Raw genomic sequence first — 23,041 nt, 5'->3', positions numbered from 1 at the left:
AAAAAATTTATGAGGAAACATGTGAAATGACAGTTCGTGTTGCAATTAATGGGTTTGGTCGTATTGGTCGCAATATTTTACGTGCACTTGTGGAAAGTGGACGACAAGATATTGAAGTGGTTGCAATTAATGATTTGGGATCGGTGGAAACAAATGCCCATTTATTACGCTATGATTCAGTTCATGGGCGTTTTCCTGATATCGTTAAGGTGATAGGGGATGCTATTGATGTGGGAGGTGGTTTAATAAAGGTATGCGCAGAGCGTGATCCTGCTCAATTGCCTTGGAAAGATTTGGATATCGATATTGCTTTGGAATGTACGGGTATTTTTACTGCGCGTGATAAAGCAAGTGCTCATTTAGATGCGGGGGCAAAGCGTGTTCTTATTTCTGCGCCTTCTGAAGGAGCAGATCTTACGGTCGTCTATGGGGTTAATCATCAATCTTTAAGCAGCGAGCATCGCGTTGTTTCAAATGCTTCTTGTACAACCAATTGTTTGGCGCCTGTTGCACAAGTTTTACACAACACAGTGGGCATTGAAAAGGGCTTTATGACAACAATCCATTCTTATACGGGTGATCAACCTGTGTTGGATACAATGCATCGGGACCTTTATCGTGCACGTGCGGCAGCTCTTTCTATGATTCCTACCTCAACAGGAGCGGCAAAAGCTGTGGGATTGGTCTTGCCAGAATTAAAGGGATTGCTTGATGGTGTATCGATTCGTGTTCCAACCCCTAATGTTTCTGTGGTTGATTTGACATTTATTGCTAAGCGTTCCACAACAATCGAAGAAATTAATACAGCCATTGCTATTGCTGCACAAGGTCCTTTGAAGGGCATTTTGGATTATACAGAAGAGAAACTCGTGAGTTGTGATTTTAATCATAATCCTCATTCAGCTATTTTCCACAATGATCAAACAAAAGTGATTGATGGTAAGCTCTGTCGCGTTTTGGTTTGGTATGATAATGAATGGGGCTTTTCCAACCGTATGAGTGATACGGCAGTGGCTTTTGCTAAGACAATATAAGAGGACCTCAGGGTCCTCCTTTTTATAGGGAAAAGTCTCATTTTTGTGCAATTTTGAGAAAAACAGATAGAGGCTGTTGTTCTCATGCGCTAGAGAGAAGAGGCTATTGAAATATTGATGATGTGTTTTGTTTTAATACTGGGTCAATACGTGGTTTTAAAAGATGAATGAAAGAGTAAACTTTGAAAAAGTAAGATCTGAACGAGATACCCTTTGAGAAAATGTTAGGAAACAGGAGATGTAAACTCTTTTGCCTAGAAGTAAAAGGAAGCTTTAATAGAGATCAAATTGAGCCAATGCATTTGTTTGCCACAATGGAATATGAAGATTAAGAGCAATGGTGGGCTTTTGTACATTTGATGATGAAAGCTTTGGCTTTTCAAACAGAGGGTGAGAGATGGGCTGTCGTGGGTCTCTTGTAAAAGCAAAGAGGGGATAAGTGGAAAGAAAAGTGGGCAGGGTTGTTGGATGCGTTTTTATTTGAAACAATGGAAAGTGAAGAGGAAGCAGTGATGGGGTTTCGTACACTTGATGATGTTGATGTCACTGGAAAACGTGTTCTTGTGCGGGTGGATTTTAATGTGCCAATGGCGCAGGGTAAGGTCTGTGATACGACACGCTTAGAGCGGCATAAAGAGACACTCGTTGAGCTGCAAAAGTGTGGTGCTAAACTTATTCTGCTTTCTCATTGTGGTCGCCCCAAAGGAAAGGTAGAGCAAGAGTTTTCACTCCGTCCTGTTGTGCAAGTGCTGGAAAAGATCATTAATCAGCCGGTTGCTTTTGCTCCTGACTGTATCGGTTCGGCGGTGCAGGTTGCAGTTGAGTCATTACAAAATGGTGGTGTTTTACTGCTTGAAAATGTTCGTTTTTATGCTGGTGAAGAAAAGAATGATTGTTCTTTTGCAGAAGCTTTGGCTCATAATGGAGATCTCTATGTTAATGATGCTTTTTCAGTTTCTCATCGTGCCCATGCTTCGGTGGAGGGAATAACGCATTTGTTGCCTTCTTATGCAGGGCGCTCTTTGCAAGGTGAGATGCAGGCGTTAGAAAAAGGACTTGGCAATCCAGCACGTCCTGTGGTTGCCCTTGTAGGAGGAGCGAAAGTTTCCAGCAAGCTTTTTGTGCTCAATCATTTGGTGGAAAAGGTTGATCATCTCGTGATTGGTGGGGGCATGGCTAACAGTTTTTTAGCAGCGCAAGGTGTGTCTGTTGGTAAGTCACTGTGTGAACATGCATTGATGGAAACGATAAAAAAAATCATTAAAAAAGCGCAAGAGTGTCACTGTACCCTTCTGCTTCCTCAGGATGCTGTCGTTGGATTTCGCTTTGAAAAAGATGCACCGCATCGTCTTTATGACATTGAAGATATTCCACAAGATGGCATGATATTGGATATTGGGACGCGCTCTATTGCGCATATCAATGCTGCGATAGATGAAGCTGCTACTCTTGTGTGGAATGGACCCCTTGGTGTTTTTGAGATGTCTCCCTTTGATAAGGGAACCATTGCCGTTGCACGCCATGCAGCAGAACGTAGTTTGACGGGAAAGTTGGTTTCAATTGCGGGAGGGGGCGATACGGTTTTTGCCCTTAATCATGCCGGTGTTGCCAATGATTTTACTTATCTTTCGACTGCTGGAGGAGCTTTTTTGGAATGGATGGAAGGAAAGACCCTTCCTGGTATTCTTGCCCTTATGCAGGCTTAAAGGGCTTCTTTGAAGGGGAAGGTTAAAGAAAAACTATACGGTCGTGTAGAGTGTTTTGATAGTGTTGCGCATTTTTAGAAATTAAGACAAAATAAAGAGGAATTTTTTATGAATGAACGGCTTGAAGATATTGCACTTGCTTTGGTGCATGCGGGTAAAGGTATTTTGGCGGCAGATGAAAGTACGGCGACCATTGGAAAGCGTTTTGAAAGCATTGGTGTTGAATCCAATGAAGATAAGCGCCGTGCTTATCGTGAAATGCTTTTTAGTACAAAAGAAGCGATGGAAAACGCCATCTCTGGGGTTATTTTATTTGATGAAACCATTCGGCAAAAAGCATCTACTGGGAAAATGTTGACGGATCTTATTCGGGATTCAGGCGCTTTGCCAGGGATTAAAGTTGATACCGGTGCAAAACCCTTGGCTGCTTTTCCCCAAGAGACAATTACCGAAGGGTTGGATGGTCTTCGTGAGCGGCTAAAAGACTATTATGCTTTGGGAGCACGTTTTGCTAAATGGCGTGCGGTAATTGCTATTGATGAACACACTTTGCCAACAAGAGGCGCCATAAGACAAAATGCACAAGCTCTTGCACGCTATGCTGCCTTATGTCAGGAGTTCAATATTGTGCCCATTGTTGAGCCGGAAGTGTTGATGGATGGACCATCGTGTGGGCATTCAATTACACGCTGCTTTGAGGTGACACGCACTGTTTTGCAGGCTGTCTTTAAAGAATTGTTTGAAGCTCGTGTTCTTTTGGAGGGGATGATTTTAAAGCCCAATATGGTGATTGATGGAAAGGATGCTCGCAAGGCTTCTGTTGAAGAAGTTGCTGAAAAGACCATCCAAGTGCTTAAACAGACTGTTCCTGCCGCTGTTCCCGGAATTGCTTTTCTTTCTGGAGGGCAGTCTGATCAGGAAGCAACGGCGCATTTATCTGCCATGAATTCTTTGGGCGTATTGCCTTGGAAATTGACCTTTTCCTATGGGCGAGCACTGCAAGCAGCTGCCTTAAAAGCATGGGCAGGAAAAGATGAAAATATTGCTGTTGCACAGAAGGCATTTCGTCATCGCGCTCGGATGAACCATCTTGCGGCTTTGGGACAATGGACAAAAGAACAAGAAAAAGCGTGCGCTTGAAGGACAAGCTCTGTTTTTAAATGCGGAGAGATTTTTCATGTTTCTGCGTGATTTTTTGCGCCCTCATCATGATAAGAATGGCGGGGACATTTTAGGCTTGAAAGCTTTCTCAGAGAGTTTTTTCCTTGGACCTTTTAAAAGTCTTTAATGGGTGCTATCGAGAGATAAGATTGCGGGAGAGGTGCAATTTCGAGAAGGGGAGATAATGCTAGGAAATTTGTGAATGCACAGCACTTTAGTATGGTGTCGTTCATGGGTGGGCACTTACTTCTTGAGTGAAAATCATAAAGCTCATACTGTATTGAAGAGTTTGATATTGTGATATTTTCTCTTTTTCATGTTATCATTACTTGTCATCAGCAGAATTTATTTTATTGCAGTTTCAAAGGTGGATTAAGCGGGTAGATTAGAAAGTTGCGATTTCTGAGCGGATTGGAATACAGATTATGAAGCTTTTCTGCGTCAGGATAGCTTCCTCTTCAATGGGGGTAGTTTTCTATTGGCGAACGAATTGAATAACTCTTGCGAAAGAAAATAGATTTGCACCTCAATAAAACACCTATTTTTTCGTTAAAATGGATAAATTTTTCTTGTATTTTTTGATGATATAATTGAAAGTAACTAACTTCATAGCATCTTGGCTTAAAACGGGGGGAGTTGTGGACGGTATATCTTCTAAGAATAACAGTATATCTTCTAAGAATACAAGCATCAAAAGAAAAAATCGATACGCAGAACAGAGCTTTTCTGCAATTATGATGCGAAAATTGTGCAATATGGTGCGTGGGGTATTCGAAGGGATCTTTACAGTATTTACTTTCATAATTTTTATTATCTTGCTCAACATACGTGGGCCGGTTCATACCGCATTAAAAGTCTTTGGGTCGGTGAGTGGAATAGGGTGCTTTTTATTTTTTTTCGGATATCTTATAGAACGCCGCGAAGCAGCAGATGAAGCCGCTATATCGTACGCATTATTCTTAACAATTCTTGAAGGCGTTTCTTCTATTTGCTTCCTGTCTGCTGCGTGGGGTTACGACGCTCTCTTATTCCGTTTAGCACCTCCTGGGTATATTCTTATTCTTCCTGAATAAATAGAGTGCATTTTGTTTGCATACAAATCAAAATGAGAGGCTGTCTGCCTCTCAAATTCTTAATAATCGCTCTCCAAAATAATGACATCAGACCCGCTTTTAATGAAGGGACTAACAAGCCTTGGGTCCTTAAGCCTCAAGGCAACCCTTTACAAGTTGCGCCTAACTGCATCCTTGACCTTAAGATACCCAAACGGCTTATTTTGTTTTTAACATGTATGATATAAGGGGAAAGCTTCTCATCATGCCTAAATGGTAACTTATCGTGTGTTAAATGGAAAAATGAGAAAAAGCATCTTTATGCAATATAATCCAATTATAATTTTTTGATTTAAGCATAAAAGACTTAAAGTCTTCTACAAGACTGATACGATAAAAAGGGGAAAATCGCCTATATTGAGCAACTAAGTCGTATTTTAGGTGCTCTTGATATAGCTATATCACCAAATGGTTTTGAAGACTTATCCTTTTAGCTCTATTCACTAAAAGGTTATTTTGAGGGGGCTTGGCTAATGAATGTAAAGGAAAATTAGCATGTAATATTTCGCTTTTCTGGTATAGATGCTGAATGAGTTAATTATCTAGAGGATCACTGAAGAGGGAGCGCTAAAAAATGATGAAAATCCTCCGTACTTCGGTGAATTCGTGGTTGAAGATATAATCGTAAAACTTGGCTTATCTGTTCCTGAAACAGCTGAATGGTTTGAAATGGTTAGGGTGTCAGTTCTGCATACGCTTAGCTCGCTATACAAAAAAATTATGATTTAGTGCAAGCTTTAAAACATAAAGACCCTAAAGATATATCCTCTTTGTACATGTTCTTATCATCGTTAAAATGCCTTCTTAAAGCACGACAGGGGGTGCTATAAAATTGAGAGCTGTAAAATATATGGGGCTTGGAGGGGGTGAGAAGATGGTGTTTAATCGAAGTACTCTATCCTTATTTTTATGGGCTATGACTGAAAGAGAGAGCTGGAGAGACGATTTGTGAGTAAAGAGAACGTCGTTTTGAGGTTGCGTGTCTGCAAGAGCAGAACAGTGGTCGTGGTGATATTTACAAACAATAAATTTGATAAAATTTTACGATTTTGCCAAAAGCCAGTTTATTATAAACGCTGTTTCTCATGTGCTCTCACACAAAAGTTATAAGAAGCCCAAAAGTGCTAAAAAAATCTTTGCTCTTTTTCAATAAGACGGATCTGTAAACAATATTCAAAAAGTGTTCGTGTTTTTGAAAGAGAATAAAAGGATACTCTTGCAATAGAGAAGTGTATTTGTGAATTACAATTTGTCATGATTTTCGGTAAACACTATTGTTTAGAGCGGTGAGAGAGGGCAAATTTTTAATATTCAGTTTTTTTAAAGAGTGTGGTCAGTCTTTAGGATAGAGCTTGTGTCCCTAGAACCCTATCAAGTGTGAGCCGCATAAGGGTCTCAAGCAAGCGAGCACCTATTATACTTTTTGCCAGCGTATACTCTTTTGTCAGCGCCCCAATGTTTTGACAGCCCTTAGAACGTAAGGGGCAAGAGAGGTATTTTATTCCTTTCTTGTACCGTTTCACTTCACACGCCAACTCTGCTTGTGATGAGCAAGCAAGAGATTTTGTTTGACTTACTATGAGGGTTTGACATGAGAAAATCCTATGGTATTTATGATCTTTCATGAAAAACAATGAATTATCCTTATAAATCACCGTTATGGCGCTGTTATGAAGAGAACTCCTTGCTCATCTTAATAGTCCATAGAGATTAACTTGGTATCATTTTACATTCTGTACACAGAAGTGTCTTTATAAAAATGCTCTATCTTGCGCAGAAAAAAGAAAAACATCTCAATGCTTGCCTTTCTTTTTTCCATGAGAGATTTAAATTGATAAGCCTGTCTGAAAAAAGTGCTGTTTATGCCTTTAAAGATACGGCTCTTGTATCATGATCACTTACTCAGGTGAAAATTGGAGTTTTGCGAGGTAAGCATAAACGCCATTTTTTGCCACAAGTTCAGCATGCGTTCCTTCTTCAACAAGGGCGCCTTTATCCATCACAAGAATACGATCTGCTTTTAAAATTGTTGCTAAACGATGTGCAATGACCAAGGTTGTACGATTTTGCATCAATCCTTCTAAAGCGTCTTGCACCAACTTTTCACTGTTTGCATCTAAAGCAGATGTTGCTTCATCAAGCAGCAAGAGGGGTGCATTTCTTAAAATTGCCCGCGCAATACCAATGCGTTGTTTTTGTCCCCCAGAAAGCATGGTACCGCGTTCTCCTACTTGCGTATTCAAGCCATCTGGTAAAGCTTGAATAAATTCAAGTGCATTAGCCGCTTTAGCGGCAACAAGGATTTCCTCTTCATGGGTATTTTCAGTTCCAAAAATAATATTATCACGCAATGTTCCATCAAAAATGGCGACATCTTGTGGAACATAGGAAATTGCACTGCGTAAATCTTGTAAAGAAAGGCGATTAATTTCCATGCCATCCAACCGAATTGTTCCACTTATTGGATCATAAAAACGAAGGATCAAAGAAAAAATACTGCTTTTTCCTGCTCCGGAAGCCCCAACAAAAGCAACCGTTTCGCCTGCTTTTACAGAAAATGAAAGCGAGCGTAAAACTTTCTCTTGTGGTCTAGAAGGATAGGTAAAATCAACCTGATCAAAAACAAGTTCACCTCGAACAGGTTGCGCCAATGATAAAGCATTTTTAGGAGCTACAATAGTAGGTTGTTCTTGTAACAATTCGGCAAGCCGTTCAGCAGCGCCTGCTGCTTGGATTAATTCTGCTCCCAGTTCCGATAATTGCGCAAAAGTAGAAGCTCCAAAAACCGCATAAAGGACAAATTGCCCTAAGGTTCCCCCTGTCATCGTTCCATTCAAAACATCACGCGATCCAATCCATAAAACAGCAACCACACTGCTAAAAACCAAAAAAATTGCAAACCCCGTAAAAAAGGAGCGCAAGATTACAGAAGCACGTGCTGTTTGAAAAGCACGTTCTATCAATTGTGAAAAACGTATTGTAACGAGTTTTTCAGCGGTAAAAGCTTGCACAGTGCGAATAGCACTTACCTGCTCTGTAGCAACAGCATTGGCATCTGCGAGACGATCTTGCGCCGCGCGGGTGCGAGAGCGAACTTTACGTCCAAAGACTACCAAGGGAATGGCCACAACAGGAATAGCAGCTAAAACCAACAAAGACAATTTAGCATTGGTGATCACCATCATTACGACGGCTCCGATCACGATAATCAGCTGACGCAAGGCGGTAGAGGCGGTAGAGCCCACAGCTAATTTTATTTGTGTGGTATCTGTTAGAAGCCTTGAAACAATCTCTCCTGAATGTGATCGATCAAAAAAAGCAGGAGAAAGTTTCATAATATGGACAAACACATCACGCCGTAAATCGGCAACAATCCGTTCTCCTAAGGTGATAACACAGTAATAACGGGCTGCTGAAGCAAATGCGAGAAACAAGGCTAAGATAAACAAAATTCCAAAGTAAAAATTGATATGTCCATGGCTTGAAGTAGAAAACCCATGATCAAACATTTGGCGGATAGCCACAGGCAAAGCTAATGTGACTAGAGCAGCAACAGATAACGCTAGAAAAGCAAAGATAAACAACCAACGATAGCGCAAAAGATAAGGAAAAAAAATTGCAAGCGAAGAGAATGAAGATTTCTTAGGGGAAGACTTTGTCGATTTTTCTGAACGAGAACGTAATGTCATAAAATTTTGCTCACTGTATTGGATTTGTAACACTTGATACAATGATGTATCTTGAACACTTGTTTTTTGATGCGTGCTCAGTTATAGGAATAAATACTTTAATCAATGTATCAAAAAGACAAAGGAAGTGCACTTAAAAAAACAAGCAAGTGCTATTTCATTCTATAAACGCAAAAGGTTTGACGCATGAAAGCGAATATTCACCCCAATTATCATAAAATTACCGTTGTTATGACGGATGGAACCCAATATACGACGCGCTCTACTTGGGGAAAAGAAGGCGATACTCTTAATCTAGATATTGATCCAAGAACGCATCCGGCATGGACAGGTGGCTCCCAAACACTCGTAGATCGCGGTGGTCGTCTTTCTAAATTCAAAAATCGTTTTGGTAATATTGGCATGTAAAAGCCTCCTTTTATGGGGAACAAGGGTTTTAAACAAATCGATTGCAAATGGATGGATTTTTTATCCTATCAAAGAGTGCACTTTAAATATTAATTCAAAAACGCATCCGACATAAACAGATGGGTCTTAAACACTTATAAATCATTGTGGTTGCGTTTTTTAAATTCAAAAATCATTTTGAAATATACGCATAAATCCTTTCTTTCCTAGAGTATAAAGACTTGAAATAAAATAATTGCAAACTTTTCTTCTTTTTTTGGAACTGAACATATCCATGGAGAGGAAGTATTTTCCGCTTTTAAAGCTGCCAATGCATTTGAATTTATTCAAGCTTTACCAGATGGCTTGGATACGCAAGTAGGGGAACGTGGTACCATGCTTTCTGGGGGGCAAAAACAACGCATTGGTATTGCACTGGCGATTTTAAGAAATGCAGCCCTCTTGTTGCAAGCCGGCACCGTCATTATATTTGCCAACTCGTGGATGTTGCTACAGCCCTTGGCACTTGAGATAATTTATTATAGGCATTTTAAGTCCTTTCTTAATAGTTTTTTTATTCACGCGAGCTCTCCCCACTTGTAAAGTGCAAAAGGCATGGTTTTGATTGGTTCACCATGGAACATGGTTTGAAATGAGAGAATCCTACGGTATTCGGGATACTCATTCAACATATAAAACAATGAATTATTATTATAAATCAAAATGTTGCTACTTGATGAAGTAACATTTGCTTTAGATTCAAACAGTGAAAAGTTGGTGCAAGATACCTTAGAAGGATTGATGCAAAATCCTAAATCCTGGTCATTGCACATCGTTTGGCAACAATTTTAAAAGCTAATCGTATTCTCGTGATAGATAAAGGCGCTTTTGTGGAAGAAGGAACACACAACTCATTATAAAAAATAATGTTTATGCGCATTTGGCTAAACTGCAATTCTCATCTGAGTAAGTGATCTTGATACAAGAGCAGTATCTTTAAGGGCATAAACAGCACTCTTTTCAAACAGGCTTAGCAATTTGAAACTCTCATGGAAAAAAGAAAGGCAAGCATTGAGATGTTTTTCTTTTTTAACGGGCTGTTCTTTTTTTGCCTGAGATGAAGTATTTTTATAAAGACACTTCTGTGTACAGAATATAAAATAATACCCAGTTAAATCGCTATGGACTATTAAGATGAGCAAGGAGTTCTCTTCATAACAGCACTGTCACGTTGATTTATAAGGATAATTCATTGTTTTATATGAGAGAACATGAATACCATAGGATTTTCTCATGCCAAATGTAGTTATATTAAATCAATCAAAACTATGTCTCTTGTATGTGGCAAGCAGAGAGAGCCCACGTGAATAAAACACTTTAGAAAGAATAAGTCCACCTCATGAAGCGTCTCAAGTTTTAGGGGCTGTAGTAACATTAGGGGTTAGGAAAGTGTATGATGATGTCGCTTTACTAAAAAAGAGCCGATAAATGAGTAGAAAGACGCTTTTTATCAATTTTACAAAACAAGGTAAGCACGCAGCCATGTTTTGCTGTTTGGTTGAGTTAAGGTTTTTATTACTTTGGAAATCAATATTTCATGGATCATGCATTTTGAGGGCTTATAAGGTTTTTCTTTAAAGTACATAAATCACTAAAACAGCACTATTAAATACAAATTGTTTTATTTTTGCCAACAAAAATATCTATATTTTGTGCATTGTTTTTATTAAAATATAATATGTAGTGATTTTCAAATCAGATATACACATAATGATACAACATCGAGAAATCGATAAAAGAGCTGCGTTAAATGTTGGTGAGAATAAAAGAGAGCAAGAATGGAAGAAGACATAAAATGGGCAATAGCTTTCATAATAGCTACAATTAAGGTCATTTGGAAATGAGGGAAAGAATGTGGGAGTGTGAGATTCGGCGTTATGATTTTCTGCATCATATTGATGGGGAAGTCGTGGTATTTGGGATACTCAGTAGATTTTTGTTTGGGTTTGCAATGATAGTGTGTTGTGGGGGAAGCTTAATGCTTGCATTGGCAATTTATCAGAACAAGCATTTAACTAAACAACTTGAGCAAAAAGAGTAAGAGTGCGCTGAACATAAAGATATTATTGCACAAGGGGAACAGAGGCTTTTTGCAAAAACTCAAAATATCGCAAGAATGGTTGAAACAATGGGATGAGGGAGTAAGGCTATGGGAAAGAGACGTACTGGGGATAAAAAATCCTAGGGAAGATATGAAATTCAGTGGAGATCGGCTTCCATTGGTAAAGGATATTTGTGTTCGAGGGGATCACAAAGTGCGTTTATTGTACAAGCAAGCACTTGGAAAAAAACTTACTTATGAACATTACAAAAAAATATGTAGTCTCTTGGATACCTCGTATTTTAGGAAATTTTTTGTAAAAGCAGTGCGATTAATGAGAAAGAATGGAATAACTCTGCAAAAGTTTGTAGATCCTCTTACGAACAAAAAACGGATTCAACCTACGATGTTATTACTTCATTGGTGGTTATATGTTCTTGATGATATGATTATAGCTGAATGCAAACAGCACCAAAAGGAAAACTCTAAAGGGGAGGATGAAAAGAAAAAATTTACAGATACTTTGTGGGACAACATATCTATAAGTATAGAACATGAAGAGATAGAGGAAATGCTAAAGCTTTCGGAATCTTGGTCTGGTGAGTGTACTTTATTATTATATTGTAAAAAGAAAGTGTTGTTGTTGTTATGTGATTTTTCCAGTCATTATGAAGTGGCGAGAGAAACTTTCATTTACTATAAGAAGCTTATTAAAACAGTGAAAAAAGGCTATGTTGCCTTTGATAATGGTTGCCATTATTTCACAGTTAGAGATGTAATCAATATTTTAAAAGAGAATGACACAAAGTAAAAGATCTTTCCATTGCTGAAGGGAATCCAACATTTGAAAAAATTTATAAATTAGGAGCCAGAGAATGGATAAAAGCGGCAAATGAGAAATGCGATAACCGGTTGATCTTTTGGGAGAAGCTTGTTGAGGAAAAAAAGTTAAAAGAAAAATTAAAAGTTATTTTTGGGGATAAGAAGGTAAAGGCACTGAAAGAGGCTGTTGAAAAAGATAAAGAACAGCTTGCAAGTGAAATGCAGAAAGCAATTTTGGAAAACAAAGACTTTCATTATTATAAATGTCGTCGGCATTTGATAAACTATTTGTAAAACGGTTGAATAAAGGGGTAGAGAACAGCCCTATGAATCAGTGGTTTTTCTGAAATCTCTGCTATTATGCAGTGGTGGAAAAGACGTGAAAACTCTTAAACATATGCGGCAGCTTTTATGAGAGAGGAGAGTTTTTTCGATCAATGGATAGCGCACTGTAAAGAGCATATATTGAGAGAGGGAATGGATTGTGTTCTTGCTTTGGGTGCGATAATTGCTTTTTGGGGCGTTTGGTTATGATGGGATTTGTGTTTATTGCCTTTTGCAGTTTGTTTGCAGGGGAATTTGAATAACAGAAACGTCAATAAGGTAAGCTATTGGGGATTGCTTTTGTGGGGGCTTATAGCAAGTACATTTTTTGTTCGTGGTGATGTTTTTTGTCACTATCTAATCAGTTATTTCCTATCGTTTTCTGTAAAGAAAATTAAAAACTCTTTCTTTATGTGTTTGTTTAAGGTTCTAAAGGTTTTGTAAAAAACTGTAAGAGTTAAATACCTTTTTTGAAGTTTTTTTATAGTTTAATGCGAATATGTTCATTGCCGGCAATGATATTTTTTTTGCGAAATATATCGCTGCCGCCTTCTTTATCGGTGACAAAACCACCGTTTTGCGAACCATTAGTATGCCGGTAGTTCTATCAAAAATTTGTAGATTGTCTTCCCAAAAGCCATCGGTTTTTCCCGCGGTACCATAAGATAAACTCAAGAGCAGCGCTAAGACAGTGCAGTCCAGTAACTTCCATCATTATATTGCGTAATTCAATAAGATAGGCTCCATGATTTGGACGACCAAAATGAGGCATGCTTGTAGCAATGACACAATCTTCTAGTCTGCGTCGAGCAGAAACGCGACAGCGGCGGTTATTGAAAAAAGCACCATACCTGCGTTCTGCGGTGAAGAGTTCATCACTCACGGGATTGTAAATGACACCACCAACGATTTTTCCTTGGCTTTCTAAGGCAATGGAAACAGCAAAAAAAGGAATGCCATGGAGAAAATTTGTGGTGCCATCTAAAGGGTCAACAATAAAACGGTGTTGTGAATCTTCTCCAATGATTTCTTCTGACTCTTCCATCAGAAAACCAAATTTGGGGTGCGCTTTGCTTAATTCATTGAAAATAATTTTTTCCGCTTTGCGATCTGCTTGGCTGAGGTCATCTGCTGGATTTTTTCTGAGGTCTAAATGCCTTTTTTGAGGGTTTTTTCTAATTTTAGGCGAATGTGTTCATTGCCGGCAATGATATTTTTTTTGCGAAATATATTGTTGCCGCCTTCTTTATCGGTGACAAAACCACCGGCTTCACGAACCATCAGTATTCCAGCAGCCATATCCCAAATTTGCAGGTTATCTTCCCAAAAGCCATCGGTTCTTCCAGCAGCCACATAAGCTAAATCAAGAGCAGCAGCACCAAAACGGCGAAGTCCGGCAACCTCTGCCATCACATTACGTAATTCAATAAGGTAGGTTCCATGATTTGGGCGACCAAAATGAGGCATTCCTGTGGCAATGACACAATCTTCTAGTCTGCGTCGAGCAGAAACGCGACAGCGGCGGTCATTAAAAAAAGCACCACACCCGCGTTCTGCGGTGAAGAGTTCATCACTCACGGGATTGTAAATGACACCACCAACGATTTTTCCTTGGCTTTCTAAGGCAATGGAAACAGCAAAAAAAGGAATGCCATGGAGAAAATTTGTGGTGCCATCTAAAGGGTCAACAATAAAACGGTGTTGTGAATCTTCTCCAATGATTTCTTCTGACTCTTCCATCAGAAAACCAAATTTGGGGCGCGCTTTGCTTAATTCATTGAAAATAATTTTTTCCGCTTTGCGATCTGCTTGGCTGACATAATCTGCTGGTCCTTTCAAAGACACTTGCAAATTTTGCACTTCACCGTAATCACGTACCAACGAGCGTCCTGCTTTCATTGCAGCTTGCACCATGACATTCATGACTGCAGAATGGGCCATTTTTTATTCCTTTATTTATCTTTTTCATTTGCGCGACGCAAATAAATCAACTCATTGGTGTCTACAATGATACGTTCACCAGCATTCATAAAGGGGGGAACAAGAATACGAATCCCGTTTTCAAGAATGGCGGGTTTATAAGAGGAGGTAACCGTTTGTCCTTTGATGGCAGGATCGGCTTCCGCAATCGTGACAGCAACTTGATCAGGAAGTGAGATGCCAATAGGCTTTTCTTGATAAAGTTCAACTGTGACTGTCATCCCATCTTGGAGAAAAGCAGCACGTTCACCAACAAAATCCTTTTGAAGTTCTAGTTGTTCATAAGATTCTGAATCCATAAAGACCAAAGCATCCCCTTGTTGATAAAGAAAGGTGAAATCTTTTTGTTCAAGGCGCACGCGTTCAACCGTCTCAGCAGCGCGAAATCGCTCATTAAGTTTTGTACCATCAATCAAATTTTTCATTTCAACTTGGTTAAATGCACCACCTTTTCCTGGTTTTACAGCGTTGCATTTAACAGCAACCCATAAGCTTCCTTGATGTTCGATCACATTACCAGGGCGAATTTCATTGCCATTAATTTTCATCGTTTCTATCCAATTCTATTCTTGCAAAAAGAACTCTCTTGTTGTCTTTATGGCGCTTTTCTTTGCTGCCTTTAACGGTCAAGCTCTTTTGTTATTTTCGGGCTAAAATCCCTTTGATTAACCTTGCGGCTCTCTCATGGTCCTGTGTGCTCTTTATGGGCTTTCTCCTGCTTTTTGCAAAGAGAAAAGCTTAAGTAAAAAAGGACCTTTATGTATTTTTGCTTTTCAGTTCTTTGCAAGACCATAAAAAGCGCTCAGACGCAAGCTTTTTAAAAATTTGCACAAAAATTTTTTAGAATTTTTGGGGAAATTTATCCCGTTGTGTCGTAAAATATCATCATTGATGGCAATAATATAATTGATGGCAATGATATAAGTTCCCTAAAACCATGAGATGTTTTTAATTAAGAATATGTGAATACGGAGTTTATTATGAGTGTCTCATGGGAGAGAGCGTGGTGTGTGTTGTCACAGGGTGTTCGTTTGTATTCTCATCAGAGATCAGCTGTAAAAAGGCTTTTTTATCGAGGTTAGAACTCTAAATCTTTTGAGCAGCAGGTATTTTTCTGTACTTGATGCGATTTCATCATGAGAGTACGGGGGCAGTTGTTTTGTTAAGATATCAGCATAGAAAAAGAGAAGTGGAACATTTGAGATAGCGGCAATTTATTTTAAACGCCCTGCGCTGACACGATTTAATCCGTTTTCATATTTCTGGATTTGTTGGAAAGTGGCACTTAAATGTTGACCTAATGTTTTGTAAGACATTTTAAGCATTTTTCGTCTCAAACGAATTTTTTTGCCAATGAATTTGCCATTGAAAATGTCGTTATAAGGATTTTTACCAATACCCTAGAAAATGCTACACGGGATATAGAAAGCTATTCAGCTGCTTCAATCACAGATAGTCCAAGTTTTGCATTTACATCTTCGCGTAACAATTCACTAGGGTATGGGGCATTTTCATTATTTTTAGTATTCTTCTTTTCTTAAATCTCAAAGCTATAATTTACACTATTTTGTATTGTCACAATCTATAATAAAATTTATCCACTCTGGCTAAAAATGAGGTTTTTTATTGAGGTGCAAATCTCTTTGCCTTTCGCAAGAGCTTTTAAGTCTTTACGTGTAAAATATAGAGTATGTTTACATTAAATAGCGGGTTCATCTGGGCTGAGTATTTATATAAGAACGCGGCTCTCCGTTCACACTATACTGAAAAAGAGACACTATAGTGCTACTATTTAATCTTATTCTATAACTCAAATTCACACCCATGTTTTGTTGCTTTTGAGGTTGATCTGTATAGATCACATTATATCCATTCCGTCGCAACAGATTGATAAATAAAGGAGTAAAGTTATCTGCTGTATTATTTTTCTTTATAAGAAGTGTGGTTGTAGCTGGTGGTAAAAACCCTTTGTTACCGCTAATAAATTTGTTAGCAACTAATTGTGCCTGACGCTTTGTAAGACTTTGATCAACATAATTTGATGAATAATTGCCTACAGATGCGCAACCAGCCACCAACACAACCGGTGACAGCAATAAATATTTTAACATCTTTAATTCCCCTTACTTATTGTTGCTCTTTATTTGCGAAGCTCCTCTTCCAGAAATAAGAGCAACTTTACTTATAGCACATTAACAACATATCGGTATCTAATCAATCGGTTAATTAATCGATGAATAATGGTTTCAGCTGTAAAGGCTGCTTGAAGTGCTTCTGGTGGCGTATATTTTAATAAACAGCTGCTTTTAGTGATTATGATAAAAAAGCAATTTTTTGCGTTTGCATGTTAAGATCATATCCTCGATCACTATTATAAAATGATGCGTTAGGTGCTGTTCCAGATCGACCAAAAAAATTTTCAAGCATTGCTTTTTAAGGGCTATCTTTTTTTAAATACGTATGAATGTTTATTCTGTTTTTTTAAATACTATCGTTTGAGGTGTGGTGTTTGTAAGGCATCAAATTTTGTACATGTGATGTTTTTATGAGAGTGTGTGGTGAATATTTGAGGGAGAGTTTGTCCGGATAATCTTGTGAAATGAACCACATAAAATGGGAAGCTAAAAGAGTTCTGTTCTGAGAAGACGGATTGTTTCCCAACTGGATAGGGAAGGGGCTTCTGTCCTTTGAGGGGTGGGAGGCAAGTCAAGAATAGAGAGTGTAGCGCCCTATATTATGATGTTAAAAGCTTTCATTTTGATCAGAGAGTAATTGTAAAATGGCTCTTTGTTTTATCGAGGTTAGAACTCTAAATCTTTTGAGCAGTAGGTATTCCTCTGTACTTGATGCGATTTCATCATGAGAGTACGGGGGCTGTTGTTTTGTTAAGATATCCGCATAGAAAAAGACAAGTGGAACATTTAAGATATCGGCAATTTCTTTTAAACGCCCTGCGCTGACACGATTTAAGCCGTTTTCATATTTCTGGATTTGTTGGAAAGTAACACCTAAATGTTGACCTAATGTTTTTTGAGACATTTTTAGCATTTTTCGTCTCAAACGAATCTTTTTGCCAATGAAAATGTCATTATCAAGATTTTTGGCTCGCATTTTAAAGCCGCCGCCGGTTGCGAGCGCCCTCGCATGAGTATTCCGGGAGCTTGAAAATACTGAGTTCTAGTCAGCCTTTTTGCTTTTAGTGCTGAAAGCACCTGGACATAGCAAAATCTCCCGGAATTCCGGGATACCCACAAAGTGGGTTCATCTTTACGCTAGAACTTAGGGTTTTCAAGGCCCCTTTTGGTCGTTGCGTATGCGACCAAAACATCTTTTAATTCATAAAGTAATTTCAGGAAATTTACAATAAAAATTAAAATAGCGTCTCTTAACGTGTCGTTTCTTAAAATGGAGGGGTGGCATGTTTTGCATTTAAGCAATAAAGTGTTCACAAGGGGGCTTTGAATAGCGTACGCTATCGCGTGATGTTAGCTTGCATTCTCATCAGAGATCAGCTGTAAAAAGGCTTTCTGTTTTATCGAGGTTAGAACTCTAAATCTTTTGAGCAGCAGGTATTCTTCTGTACTTGATGCGATTTCATCATGAGGGTATGGGGGCTGTTGTTTTGCTGAGGTGTCCGCATAGAAAAAGACAAGTGGAACATTTAAGATATCGGCAATTTCTTTTAAACGCCCTGCGCTGACACGATTTAAGCCGTTTTCATATTTCTGGATTTGTTGGAAAGTAACACCTAAATGTTGACCTAATGTTTTTTGAGACATTTTTAGCATTTTTCGTCTCAAACGAATTTTTTTGCCAATGAAAATGTCGTTATCAAGATTTTTGGCTCGCATTTTAAAGCCCCCGCCGGTTGCGAGCGCCCTCGCGTTGGTATTCCGGGAGTTAAAAACACTGAGTCCGAATCAGCCTTTTTGCTTTTAGTGCTTAAAGCACCTGGACAGAGCAAAATCTCCCGGAATTTCTATAAATTTTATCTTTTTGAAGCAGAGAGGAGTATTTTAAAAAACAGGAAGGAGCTTTATTGCTTCTTTGTGCGCTTTTTCTAGTTGTGTCTTGTCCATGCCTTGGAGCATTATTTCAAGATCAGGAGCTTGCATTTTTGCCTCCTTTGCAAGCATATACCATGCCGCTGCCATTATTATATCGCCTTTTGTTCCTGTGCCATCTCGATAAAGCCTTGCAAGGGAAATCTGTGCTGGTGCAATCATGTTGACGGCATTTCTGTGAAGTAAATGAAAAGCACGCTGAAAATCTGTTTCTCCTCCACGCCCTTGTACAAGCCATTGTGCTAAATGAAGTTGAGCTTTTAAGTGGTTGTTTTGAGCTGCTACTTCCATGAGCTTGCGGGCATTGTGATCATCTTTTGGTCGTTTTAATGTGCCTAAGGAAAGAATTTTTGCAGCAGAAAAAGCCGCTTCAGCATCCCCAAGAGCAGCACCTTTTAAGTACCATTTTAAGGCTTGCTCTATTGCTTCATTTTCACGACTTTGGGAAGAAACACCAGGGAGAGCTTGTTTTTCCTGTGAGGCTTTATAAAGAAGCAGTTGTCCATAATAAAAATAGGCTTCCTTGACGCCTGCTTTGACAGCTTTTTGAATGAATTGCGCACCAAGTTCTTGATTTTGTTTTATAAAGTGACCATCAAACAACATAAGTCCATAGCGTAGTTGTGCTTGGGGTTCCCCCTGTTTTGCGGCGCGTTCAAACCATAAAGCAGCACGCGCACCGTCAATAGGAACAGCACATCCTTCCATATAAATTCGGGCAAGAAGAGTTTGTGCAAAAGGATCATTTTTTTCAGCACGTCGGAGTGCTTCACGAAAAGCTTTTAAATAATAACCTTGGATGTAATAGTCATAGGCTTGGTCATAGTCTCCAGCTTTTAAGGGCTGAAAAGGTTCTTGAGTGTTTGAAGCTTCTTGAATCGTATTGAAAGAGCTTTCAGAATTTGAGATTTCTTCAGTGTTTCCCGCTGAACTTACAGCAGAACTTGCAAGCCCAATCACGCCTAAGATAAGCAGCTTCACGCTTCTCTTGATCATGGTGTTTTCTCCTCATTACCGATCAGAATTTTCACATTTTTTTTTCATCATTACAAGCCGTATAAGAATTTCATTTCTATATTACTTTTTATCTCTCAGTTTTTCGTCTTGGTTCAAGGTAGGGTTGGGTAAGTTAAAAAAGTAGCATAAATGTCGACGAGAGACAGACTGTTTAAAATAGTTCTGTTAAAAATAATAATGATGAAGGGTTATCGTATATAAAGATGCTTATCTTCTATTATATCAAGGGCTTCTCCTCTTAAAATGAAAAAATGCTTACAATGGAGGTTGCTTTTTAAAATACGTATGAATGCTTATGAATAGTGCGCTATCCGTGTGATGTTAGCTTGCATTCTCATCAGAGATCAGCTGTAAAAAGGCTTTCTTTTTTACCGTTGTGAGAGTTCTAAATCTTTTGAGCAGCAGGTATTCCTCTGTGCTTGATGCGATTTCATCATGAAGGTATGCGGGCTGTTGTTTTGTTAAGATATCGGCATAAAAAAAGGAAAGTGGAACATTCAAGATATCAGAAATTTCTTTTAATCGCCCTGCGCTGACACGATTTAAGCCGTTTTCATATTTCTGGATTTGTTGGAAAGTAACACCTAAATGTTGACCCAATGTTTTTTGAGACATTTTTAGCATTTTTCGTCTCAAACGAATTTTTTTGCCAATAAAAAGATCAATATTAAGATTTTGAGATTGCATTTTTCCCCGCCGGTTGCGAGCGCCCTCGCATGAGTATTCCGGGAGTTAAAAGCACTGAACTCAAATCAGCATTTTGCTTTTAGTGCTGAGAAGCACTTGGACATAGCAAAATCTCCCGGAATTCCGGGATACCCACAGGAGTGGGTAAATTCATGTTTGAGTTTTTCAGGCTTTTAATCCCTATTGGTCGTTGCGTATGCGACCAAAACATCTTTTAATTCATAAAGTAATTTCAAAAAATTTACAATAAAAATTAAAATAGTGTCTCTTAACGTGTCGTTTTTTAAAATGGAGGGGTGGTATGTTTTGCATTCAAGCAATAAAGTGTTACAAAGGGGACTTTGAATAGTGCACGCTATCGCGTTATATTAGCTTGCATTCTCTTCAGAGATCAGTTGTAAAAAGGCTTTCTTTTTTACCGTTGTGAGAGTTCTAAATCTTTTGAGCAGCAGATATTCCTCTGTGCTTGATGCGATTTCATCATGGTGGTATGCGGGCTGTTGTTTTGTAATGATATCGGCATAAAAAAAGGCAATGGGAACATTCAAAATATCAGAAATTTCCATTAAACGCCCTGCGCTGACACGATTTAAGCCGTTTTCATATTTCTGGATTTGTTGGAAAGTGACACCTAAGTGCTGACCTAATGTTTTTTGAGACATCTTCAACATTTTTCGTCTCAAACGAATTTTTTTGCCAATGAAAATGTCGTTATCAAGATCTTTGGTTTGCATTTTAAAGCCCCCCGCCGGTCGCGAGCGCCCTCGCATGAGTATTCCGGGAGCTTGAAAGTACTGAAATCTAATCAGCTTTTTTTGCTTTTAGTGCTTAAAGCACCTGGACATAGCAAAAACTCCCGGAATTCCGGGATACCCACAAAGTGGGGTAAATTCATGTTTAGATTTTCGGGCTTTCAAGACCCTCTTGGTCGTTGCGTATGCGACCAAAACATCTTTTAATTCATAAAGTAATTTCAGGAAATTTACAATAAAAATAGTTTTTTACTTACAAAATTTGTTTTTTAATGAGAGGCTATCTGCCTCTTAAACCTCTCTGGAATGATTACCAAAATCATGACAACAGCCCCCGTGTTTTTTGAGAGGGTTAAAAAGCCTTAAGTTTTAAGATCAAAAGAACTTTGGACGCTTAAAAGTTAAACATTTTCAATTCGCTAGTATTGACAACATAGCCAAGAGTAATTATCTTCAATATTCAGGAATAGAAAGGACATATGTTATAAAGATCACCCTTTCTCTGCTAATTTCAGAGTTCGAAACCATTGAACAGGAAAGCAGCTACACTGCATGGCTGCGCGATAAGGTAGCGAGCAGTCTTGCAAATCCATATCCTCCTATTCCGCATGATGAGGTTATGGCTGAAATGGAAGTTATAATCAGTCAGCTTGAAGCTGAACAGGAAAAGTGATGCTTCCGGTTGTTTGGTTGTCTTCGGCGCGCGACGATTTGCGTCAGATTTTAACTTATATTGCTCGCGAAAATCCATCTGCTGCGCGCCGAATGAAAAGGTTTTTGGAAGCATCCGTACTGCCATTGGCTGAACATCTATATTTATACAGACAGAGTGAGAAGGTATTAGGATTACGAGAAATTGTAGCGCATCCAAATTACCTTATATTGTATCAAGTAGCTGCAAATCAAATCGAAATTGTAGCTGTAGTACATGCCCGACGTGAATTTCCTATTTTTCTTTAATCTAATCAGAGGCTATCTGCCTCTTAAACCTTTCTGGAACGATTACCAAAATCATGACAACATCCCCGTGTTTATTAAAGGGACTAAAATGATTTCTTTCACGGTAATGAATACACACGCGGTCTCTTCACTAAAATTTGCACAATCGCTTGCTGTTTGAAGAAGGGTGGGGGGTGGATCGTTTCTTTGAGCCTATAGGATGTGTGTGTCTGTGGAATGTGGTGGGGTGTCTTTTGGTTTTGGGCGTGCGCTTTAAAAGTTAAAGGGAAGCATTATTCAAATTTAATTTAATGCATGAGTAATTTCATTTATATTAAAAGAGAAATCAGCTTCTTGTAAGCGCTTAATAAGTTTGGGAAATGTTTCTTTTACCTGCTCTTTAAAAGAAAGGTAGTAAACTCCACCAACATCTGAAGGCATTTCAATGCCTTCTTTTTGTAGAATAGCAATCCTCTCAAGAGGAAGCGCGGCAGCTAACATGCCCATTTCGAAAATAACGTTTTGTCGTGCACGGGGTTGAATTTTTTCTTCAACCTTTTGTCGTGCACGGGGTTGAATTTTTTCTTCATCTTGAGATATAGCATAACCCATGTCATCATGCGTGAGGAGTACAATACCAAATTTTATAGAACCGTTACAAATTTCTTTTTTCAAAGTTTGAATGATGGTTAAACCATTACCACTCGTATTTTGTAAAATGTATGGTTCGAGATCAAGCTTGAGAAGAGCATTTTCAAGCTCCTTTAAGGCATAACAATCATGACCATGAACGATAAAGATTTTTTTATTTGAGGTATTGGAGGCAGTTTTTGAGGAAGGAATCGTTGATGTTTCTTCTATATGCTTTGCTAAATCTTCTATTAACTTTTGTTTTATGTTTTCTTTGCCTTGAACTTGAAGTTTTCTTGTGCTTTTATACCAATTAATAATGCCTCCTTCGGAGGTTTTGATCTGATATATTTCAGGGGAATCATGTTTTAGTAATTTACTTTCTATGATTTGATATCCAGCTTTGCAAATTATGTTTGTAAGATCTTCAAGTGTTCCGCTATATTGCATTTTTATGTCCCCTGCATATTTGTATCGTCAGCTATTGGTATTCAGTACCAATATTGAAAATGACCATTTTCCCCAATCATAATGCTTTGTCTTTATAAGACATCGAACGAGAAAGTTTTTATGATCCTTTTTTCTATATATTATATGAAAACAAGACGATAGATTTTTCATCAATTTGATTGAATT

At 38.5% G+C, this 23,041-nt stretch carries 20 protein-coding genes and 3 pseudogenes; 11 read left to right on the top strand and 12 right to left on the bottom strand.

Annotated features, from left to right (window positions below; all coding sequences use genetic code 11):
• The first annotated feature begins 26 nt into the window (after positions 1 to 26).
• The 4 genes from gap (at position 27) to ACFINO_RS03280 (ending at position 4,974) form a co-directional block, all read left to right on the top strand.
• Positions 27 to 1,034 carry a type I glyceraldehyde-3-phosphate dehydrogenase gene (gene gap, locus ACFINO_RS03295; RefSeq protein WP_375633443.1) on the top strand — a complete coding sequence of 336 codons (1,008 nt, stop codon included), beginning with the start codon at positions 27 to 29 and terminating at the stop codon, positions 1,032 to 1,034.
• A gap of 512 nt (positions 1,035 to 1,546) precedes the next feature.
• Positions 1,547 to 2,740, top strand: a complete 1,194-nt coding sequence (locus tag ACFINO_RS03290) for a phosphoglycerate kinase (RefSeq protein ID WP_375655071.1) — start codon at positions 1,547 to 1,549, stop codon at positions 2,738 to 2,740.
• A gap of 108 nt (positions 2,741 to 2,848) precedes the next feature.
• A complete protein-coding gene (locus ACFINO_RS03285) occupies positions 2,849 to 3,880 on the top strand; it encodes a class I fructose-bisphosphate aldolase (protein ID WP_375634413.1) in 1,032 nt (343 codons plus the stop codon).
• Between the two features lie 755 nt (positions 3,881 to 4,635).
• On the top strand, positions 4,636 to 4,974 hold the full coding sequence (locus ACFINO_RS03280) for a hypothetical protein (protein WP_375636490.1): 339 nt from the start codon (positions 4,636 to 4,638) through the stop codon (positions 4,972 to 4,974).
• Between the two features lie 1,937 nt (positions 4,975 to 6,911).
• Here the strand turns inward: ACFINO_RS03280 and ACFINO_RS03275 are convergent.
• Positions 6,912 to 8,702, bottom strand: a complete 1,791-nt coding sequence (locus tag ACFINO_RS03275) for an ABC transporter transmembrane domain-containing protein (RefSeq protein ID WP_375655046.1) — start codon at positions 8,700 to 8,702, stop codon at positions 6,912 to 6,914.
• Positions 8,703 to 8,888: 186 nt separating this feature from the next.
• On the opposite strand from ACFINO_RS03275, the gene rpmE reads away from it, so the two are divergent.
• The 5 genes and pseudogenes from rpmE to ACFINO_RS03250 all read left to right on the top strand — a co-directional run bounded on the left by rpmE (position 8,889) and on the right by ACFINO_RS03250 (position 12,306).
• Positions 8,889 to 9,110 carry a 50S ribosomal protein L31 gene (gene rpmE, locus ACFINO_RS03270; RefSeq protein ID WP_005774581.1) on the top strand — a complete coding sequence of 74 codons (222 nt, stop codon included), beginning with the start codon at positions 8,889 to 8,891 and terminating at the stop codon, positions 9,108 to 9,110.
• Between the two features lie 345 nt (positions 9,111 to 9,455).
• Entirely contained in the window at positions 9,456 to 9,692 is a 237-nt protein-coding gene (locus ACFINO_RS03265) for a hypothetical protein (protein ID WP_375655045.1), read from the top strand.
• A 120-nt stretch (positions 9,693 to 9,812) separates the two neighbouring features.
• Positions 9,813 to 10,059, top strand: a pseudogene (locus ACFINO_RS03260) (ABC transporter); the annotation flags it as partial.
• Between the two features lie 1,180 nt (positions 10,060 to 11,239).
• Positions 11,240 to 12,001, top strand: coding sequence for a hypothetical protein (locus ACFINO_RS03255; RefSeq protein ID WP_375655044.1), 762 nt, complete (start codon positions 11,240 to 11,242; stop codon positions 11,999 to 12,001).
• Positions 12,002 to 12,102: 101 nt separating this feature from the next.
• A complete protein-coding gene (locus ACFINO_RS03250) occupies positions 12,103 to 12,306 on the top strand; it encodes a hypothetical protein (protein ID WP_375655043.1) in 204 nt (67 codons plus the stop codon).
• A gap of 511 nt (positions 12,307 to 12,817) precedes the next feature.
• Here ACFINO_RS03250 and ACFINO_RS03245 read toward each other — a convergent pair.
• The 10 genes and pseudogenes from ACFINO_RS03245 to ACFINO_RS03200 form a co-directional block, all read right to left on the bottom strand.
• Positions 12,818 to 13,477, bottom strand: a pseudogene (locus tag ACFINO_RS03245) (inositol monophosphatase family protein); the annotation flags it as partial.
• 8 nt (positions 13,478 to 13,485) lie between these two features.
• Complete coding sequence (locus ACFINO_RS03240; protein ID WP_375617860.1) at positions 13,486 to 14,277, bottom strand: inositol monophosphatase family protein; 792 nt, start codon at positions 14,275 to 14,277, stop codon at positions 13,486 to 13,488.
• A gap of 11 nt (positions 14,278 to 14,288) precedes the next feature.
• On the bottom strand, positions 14,289 to 14,864 hold the full coding sequence (gene efp, locus ACFINO_RS03235) for an elongation factor P (protein WP_015856958.1): 576 nt from the start codon (positions 14,862 to 14,864) through the stop codon (positions 14,289 to 14,291).
• 430 nt (positions 14,865 to 15,294) lie between these two features.
• Positions 15,295 to 15,713: pseudogene (locus tag ACFINO_RS03230) on the bottom strand (helix-turn-helix domain-containing protein).
• 315 nt (positions 15,714 to 16,028) lie between these two features.
• The gene (locus ACFINO_RS03225) at positions 16,029 to 16,427 is read right to left on the bottom strand and encodes a hypothetical protein (RefSeq protein WP_375633434.1); all 399 of its coding nucleotides are present in this window, start codon (positions 16,425 to 16,427) and stop codon (positions 16,029 to 16,031) included.
• Between the two features lie 631 nt (positions 16,428 to 17,058).
• Entirely contained in the window at positions 17,059 to 17,427 is a 369-nt protein-coding gene (locus tag ACFINO_RS03220) for a helix-turn-helix domain-containing protein (protein ID WP_375638272.1), read from the bottom strand.
• Between the two features lie 374 nt (positions 17,428 to 17,801).
• On the bottom strand, positions 17,802 to 18,167 hold the full coding sequence (locus ACFINO_RS03215) for a helix-turn-helix domain-containing protein (protein ID WP_375655042.1): 366 nt from the start codon (positions 18,165 to 18,167) through the stop codon (positions 17,802 to 17,804).
• Between the two features lie 165 nt (positions 18,168 to 18,332).
• Complete coding sequence (locus ACFINO_RS03210; RefSeq protein ID WP_375633431.1) at positions 18,333 to 19,376, bottom strand: tetratricopeptide repeat protein; 1,044 nt, start codon at positions 19,374 to 19,376, stop codon at positions 18,333 to 18,335.
• A 342-nt stretch (positions 19,377 to 19,718) separates the two neighbouring features.
• Positions 19,719 to 20,084: a helix-turn-helix domain-containing protein gene (locus tag ACFINO_RS03205; protein WP_375633430.1), complete on the bottom strand. Its 366-nt coding sequence runs from the start codon at positions 20,082 to 20,084 to the stop codon at positions 19,719 to 19,721.
• A 368-nt stretch (positions 20,085 to 20,452) separates the two neighbouring features.
• Complete coding sequence (locus tag ACFINO_RS03200) at positions 20,453 to 20,854, bottom strand: helix-turn-helix domain-containing protein (RefSeq protein ID WP_375634419.1); 402 nt, start codon at positions 20,852 to 20,854, stop codon at positions 20,453 to 20,455.
• A 406-nt stretch (positions 20,855 to 21,260) separates the two neighbouring features.
• On the opposite strand from ACFINO_RS03200, the gene ACFINO_RS03195 reads away from it, so the two are divergent.
• Positions 21,261 to 21,509, top strand: coding sequence for an antitoxin (locus tag ACFINO_RS03195; RefSeq protein ID WP_375636567.1), 249 nt, complete (start codon positions 21,261 to 21,263; stop codon positions 21,507 to 21,509).
• Positions 21,509 to 21,796: a type II toxin-antitoxin system RelE/ParE family toxin gene (locus ACFINO_RS03190; RefSeq protein ID WP_375634420.1), complete on the top strand. Its 288-nt coding sequence runs from the start codon at positions 21,509 to 21,511 to the stop codon at positions 21,794 to 21,796. Before ACFINO_RS03195 ends, ACFINO_RS03190 begins: the two co-directional genes overlap by 1 nt.
• 282 nt (positions 21,797 to 22,078) lie before the next feature.
• Here ACFINO_RS03190 and ACFINO_RS03185 read toward each other — a convergent pair whose 3' ends face one another.
• Entirely contained in the window at positions 22,079 to 22,855 is a 777-nt protein-coding gene (locus tag ACFINO_RS03185) for a TIR domain-containing protein (RefSeq protein WP_375655041.1), read from the bottom strand.
• Positions 22,856 to 23,041: the final 186 nt, after the last annotated feature.

Origin of the sequence: Bartonella sp. AA83SXKL (assembly GCF_042196965.1) — a bacterium.
GTDB lineage: Bacteria > Pseudomonadota > Alphaproteobacteria > Rhizobiales > Rhizobiaceae > Bartonella.
Note: the sequence above shows the minus strand (reverse complement) of the source record. Positions and strands in the feature narration are given on the sequence as shown.

Coding starts and splice junctions, on each gene's coding strand:
- ACFINO_RS03210 (WP_375633431.1), bottom strand. CDS start 19,376: ATGATCAAGAGAAGCGTGAAGCTGCTTATCTTAGGCGTGATTGGGCTT.
- ACFINO_RS03215 (WP_375655042.1), bottom strand. CDS start 18,167: ATGCGAGCCAAAAATCTTGATAACGACATTTTCATTGGCAAAAAAATT.
- ACFINO_RS03275 (WP_375655046.1), bottom strand. CDS start 8,702: ATGACATTACGTTCTCGTTCAGAAAAATCGACAAAGTCTTCCCCTAAG.
- ACFINO_RS03205 (WP_375633430.1), bottom strand. CDS start 20,084: ATGCAATCTCAAAATCTTAATATTGATCTTTTTATTGGCAAAAAAATT.
- ACFINO_RS03280 (WP_375636490.1), top strand. CDS start 4,636: ATGATGCGAAAATTGTGCAATATGGTGCGTGGGGTATTCGAAGGGATC.
- efp (WP_015856958.1), bottom strand. CDS start 14,864: ATGAAAATTAATGGCAATGAAATTCGCCCTGGTAATGTGATCGAACAT.
- ACFINO_RS03200 (WP_375634419.1), bottom strand. CDS start 20,854: ATGCGAGGGCGCTCGCGACCGGCGGGGGGCTTTAAAATGCAAACCAAA.
- ACFINO_RS03185 (WP_375655041.1), bottom strand. CDS start 22,855: ATGCAATATAGCGGAACACTTGAAGATCTTACAAACATAATTTGCAAA.
- gap (WP_375633443.1), top strand. CDS start 27: ATGACAGTTCGTGTTGCAATTAATGGGTTTGGTCGTATTGGTCGCAAT.
- ACFINO_RS03240 (WP_375617860.1), bottom strand. CDS start 14,277: ATGGCCCATTCTGCAGTCATGAATGTCATGGTGCAAGCTGCAATGAAA.
- ACFINO_RS03190 (WP_375634420.1), top strand. CDS start 21,509: ATGCTTCCGGTTGTTTGGTTGTCTTCGGCGCGCGACGATTTGCGTCAG.
- ACFINO_RS03290 (WP_375655071.1), top strand. CDS start 1,547: ATGGGGTTTCGTACACTTGATGATGTTGATGTCACTGGAAAACGTGTT.
- rpmE (WP_005774581.1), top strand. CDS start 8,889: ATGAAAGCGAATATTCACCCCAATTATCATAAAATTACCGTTGTTATG.
- ACFINO_RS03285 (WP_375634413.1), top strand. CDS start 2,849: ATGAATGAACGGCTTGAAGATATTGCACTTGCTTTGGTGCATGCGGGT.
- ACFINO_RS03225 (WP_375633434.1), bottom strand. CDS start 16,427: ATGTTAAAATATTTATTGCTGTCACCGGTTGTGTTGGTGGCTGGTTGC.
- ACFINO_RS03220 (WP_375638272.1), bottom strand. CDS start 17,427: ATGCGAGCCAAAAATCTTGATAATGACATTTTCATTGGCAAAAAGATT.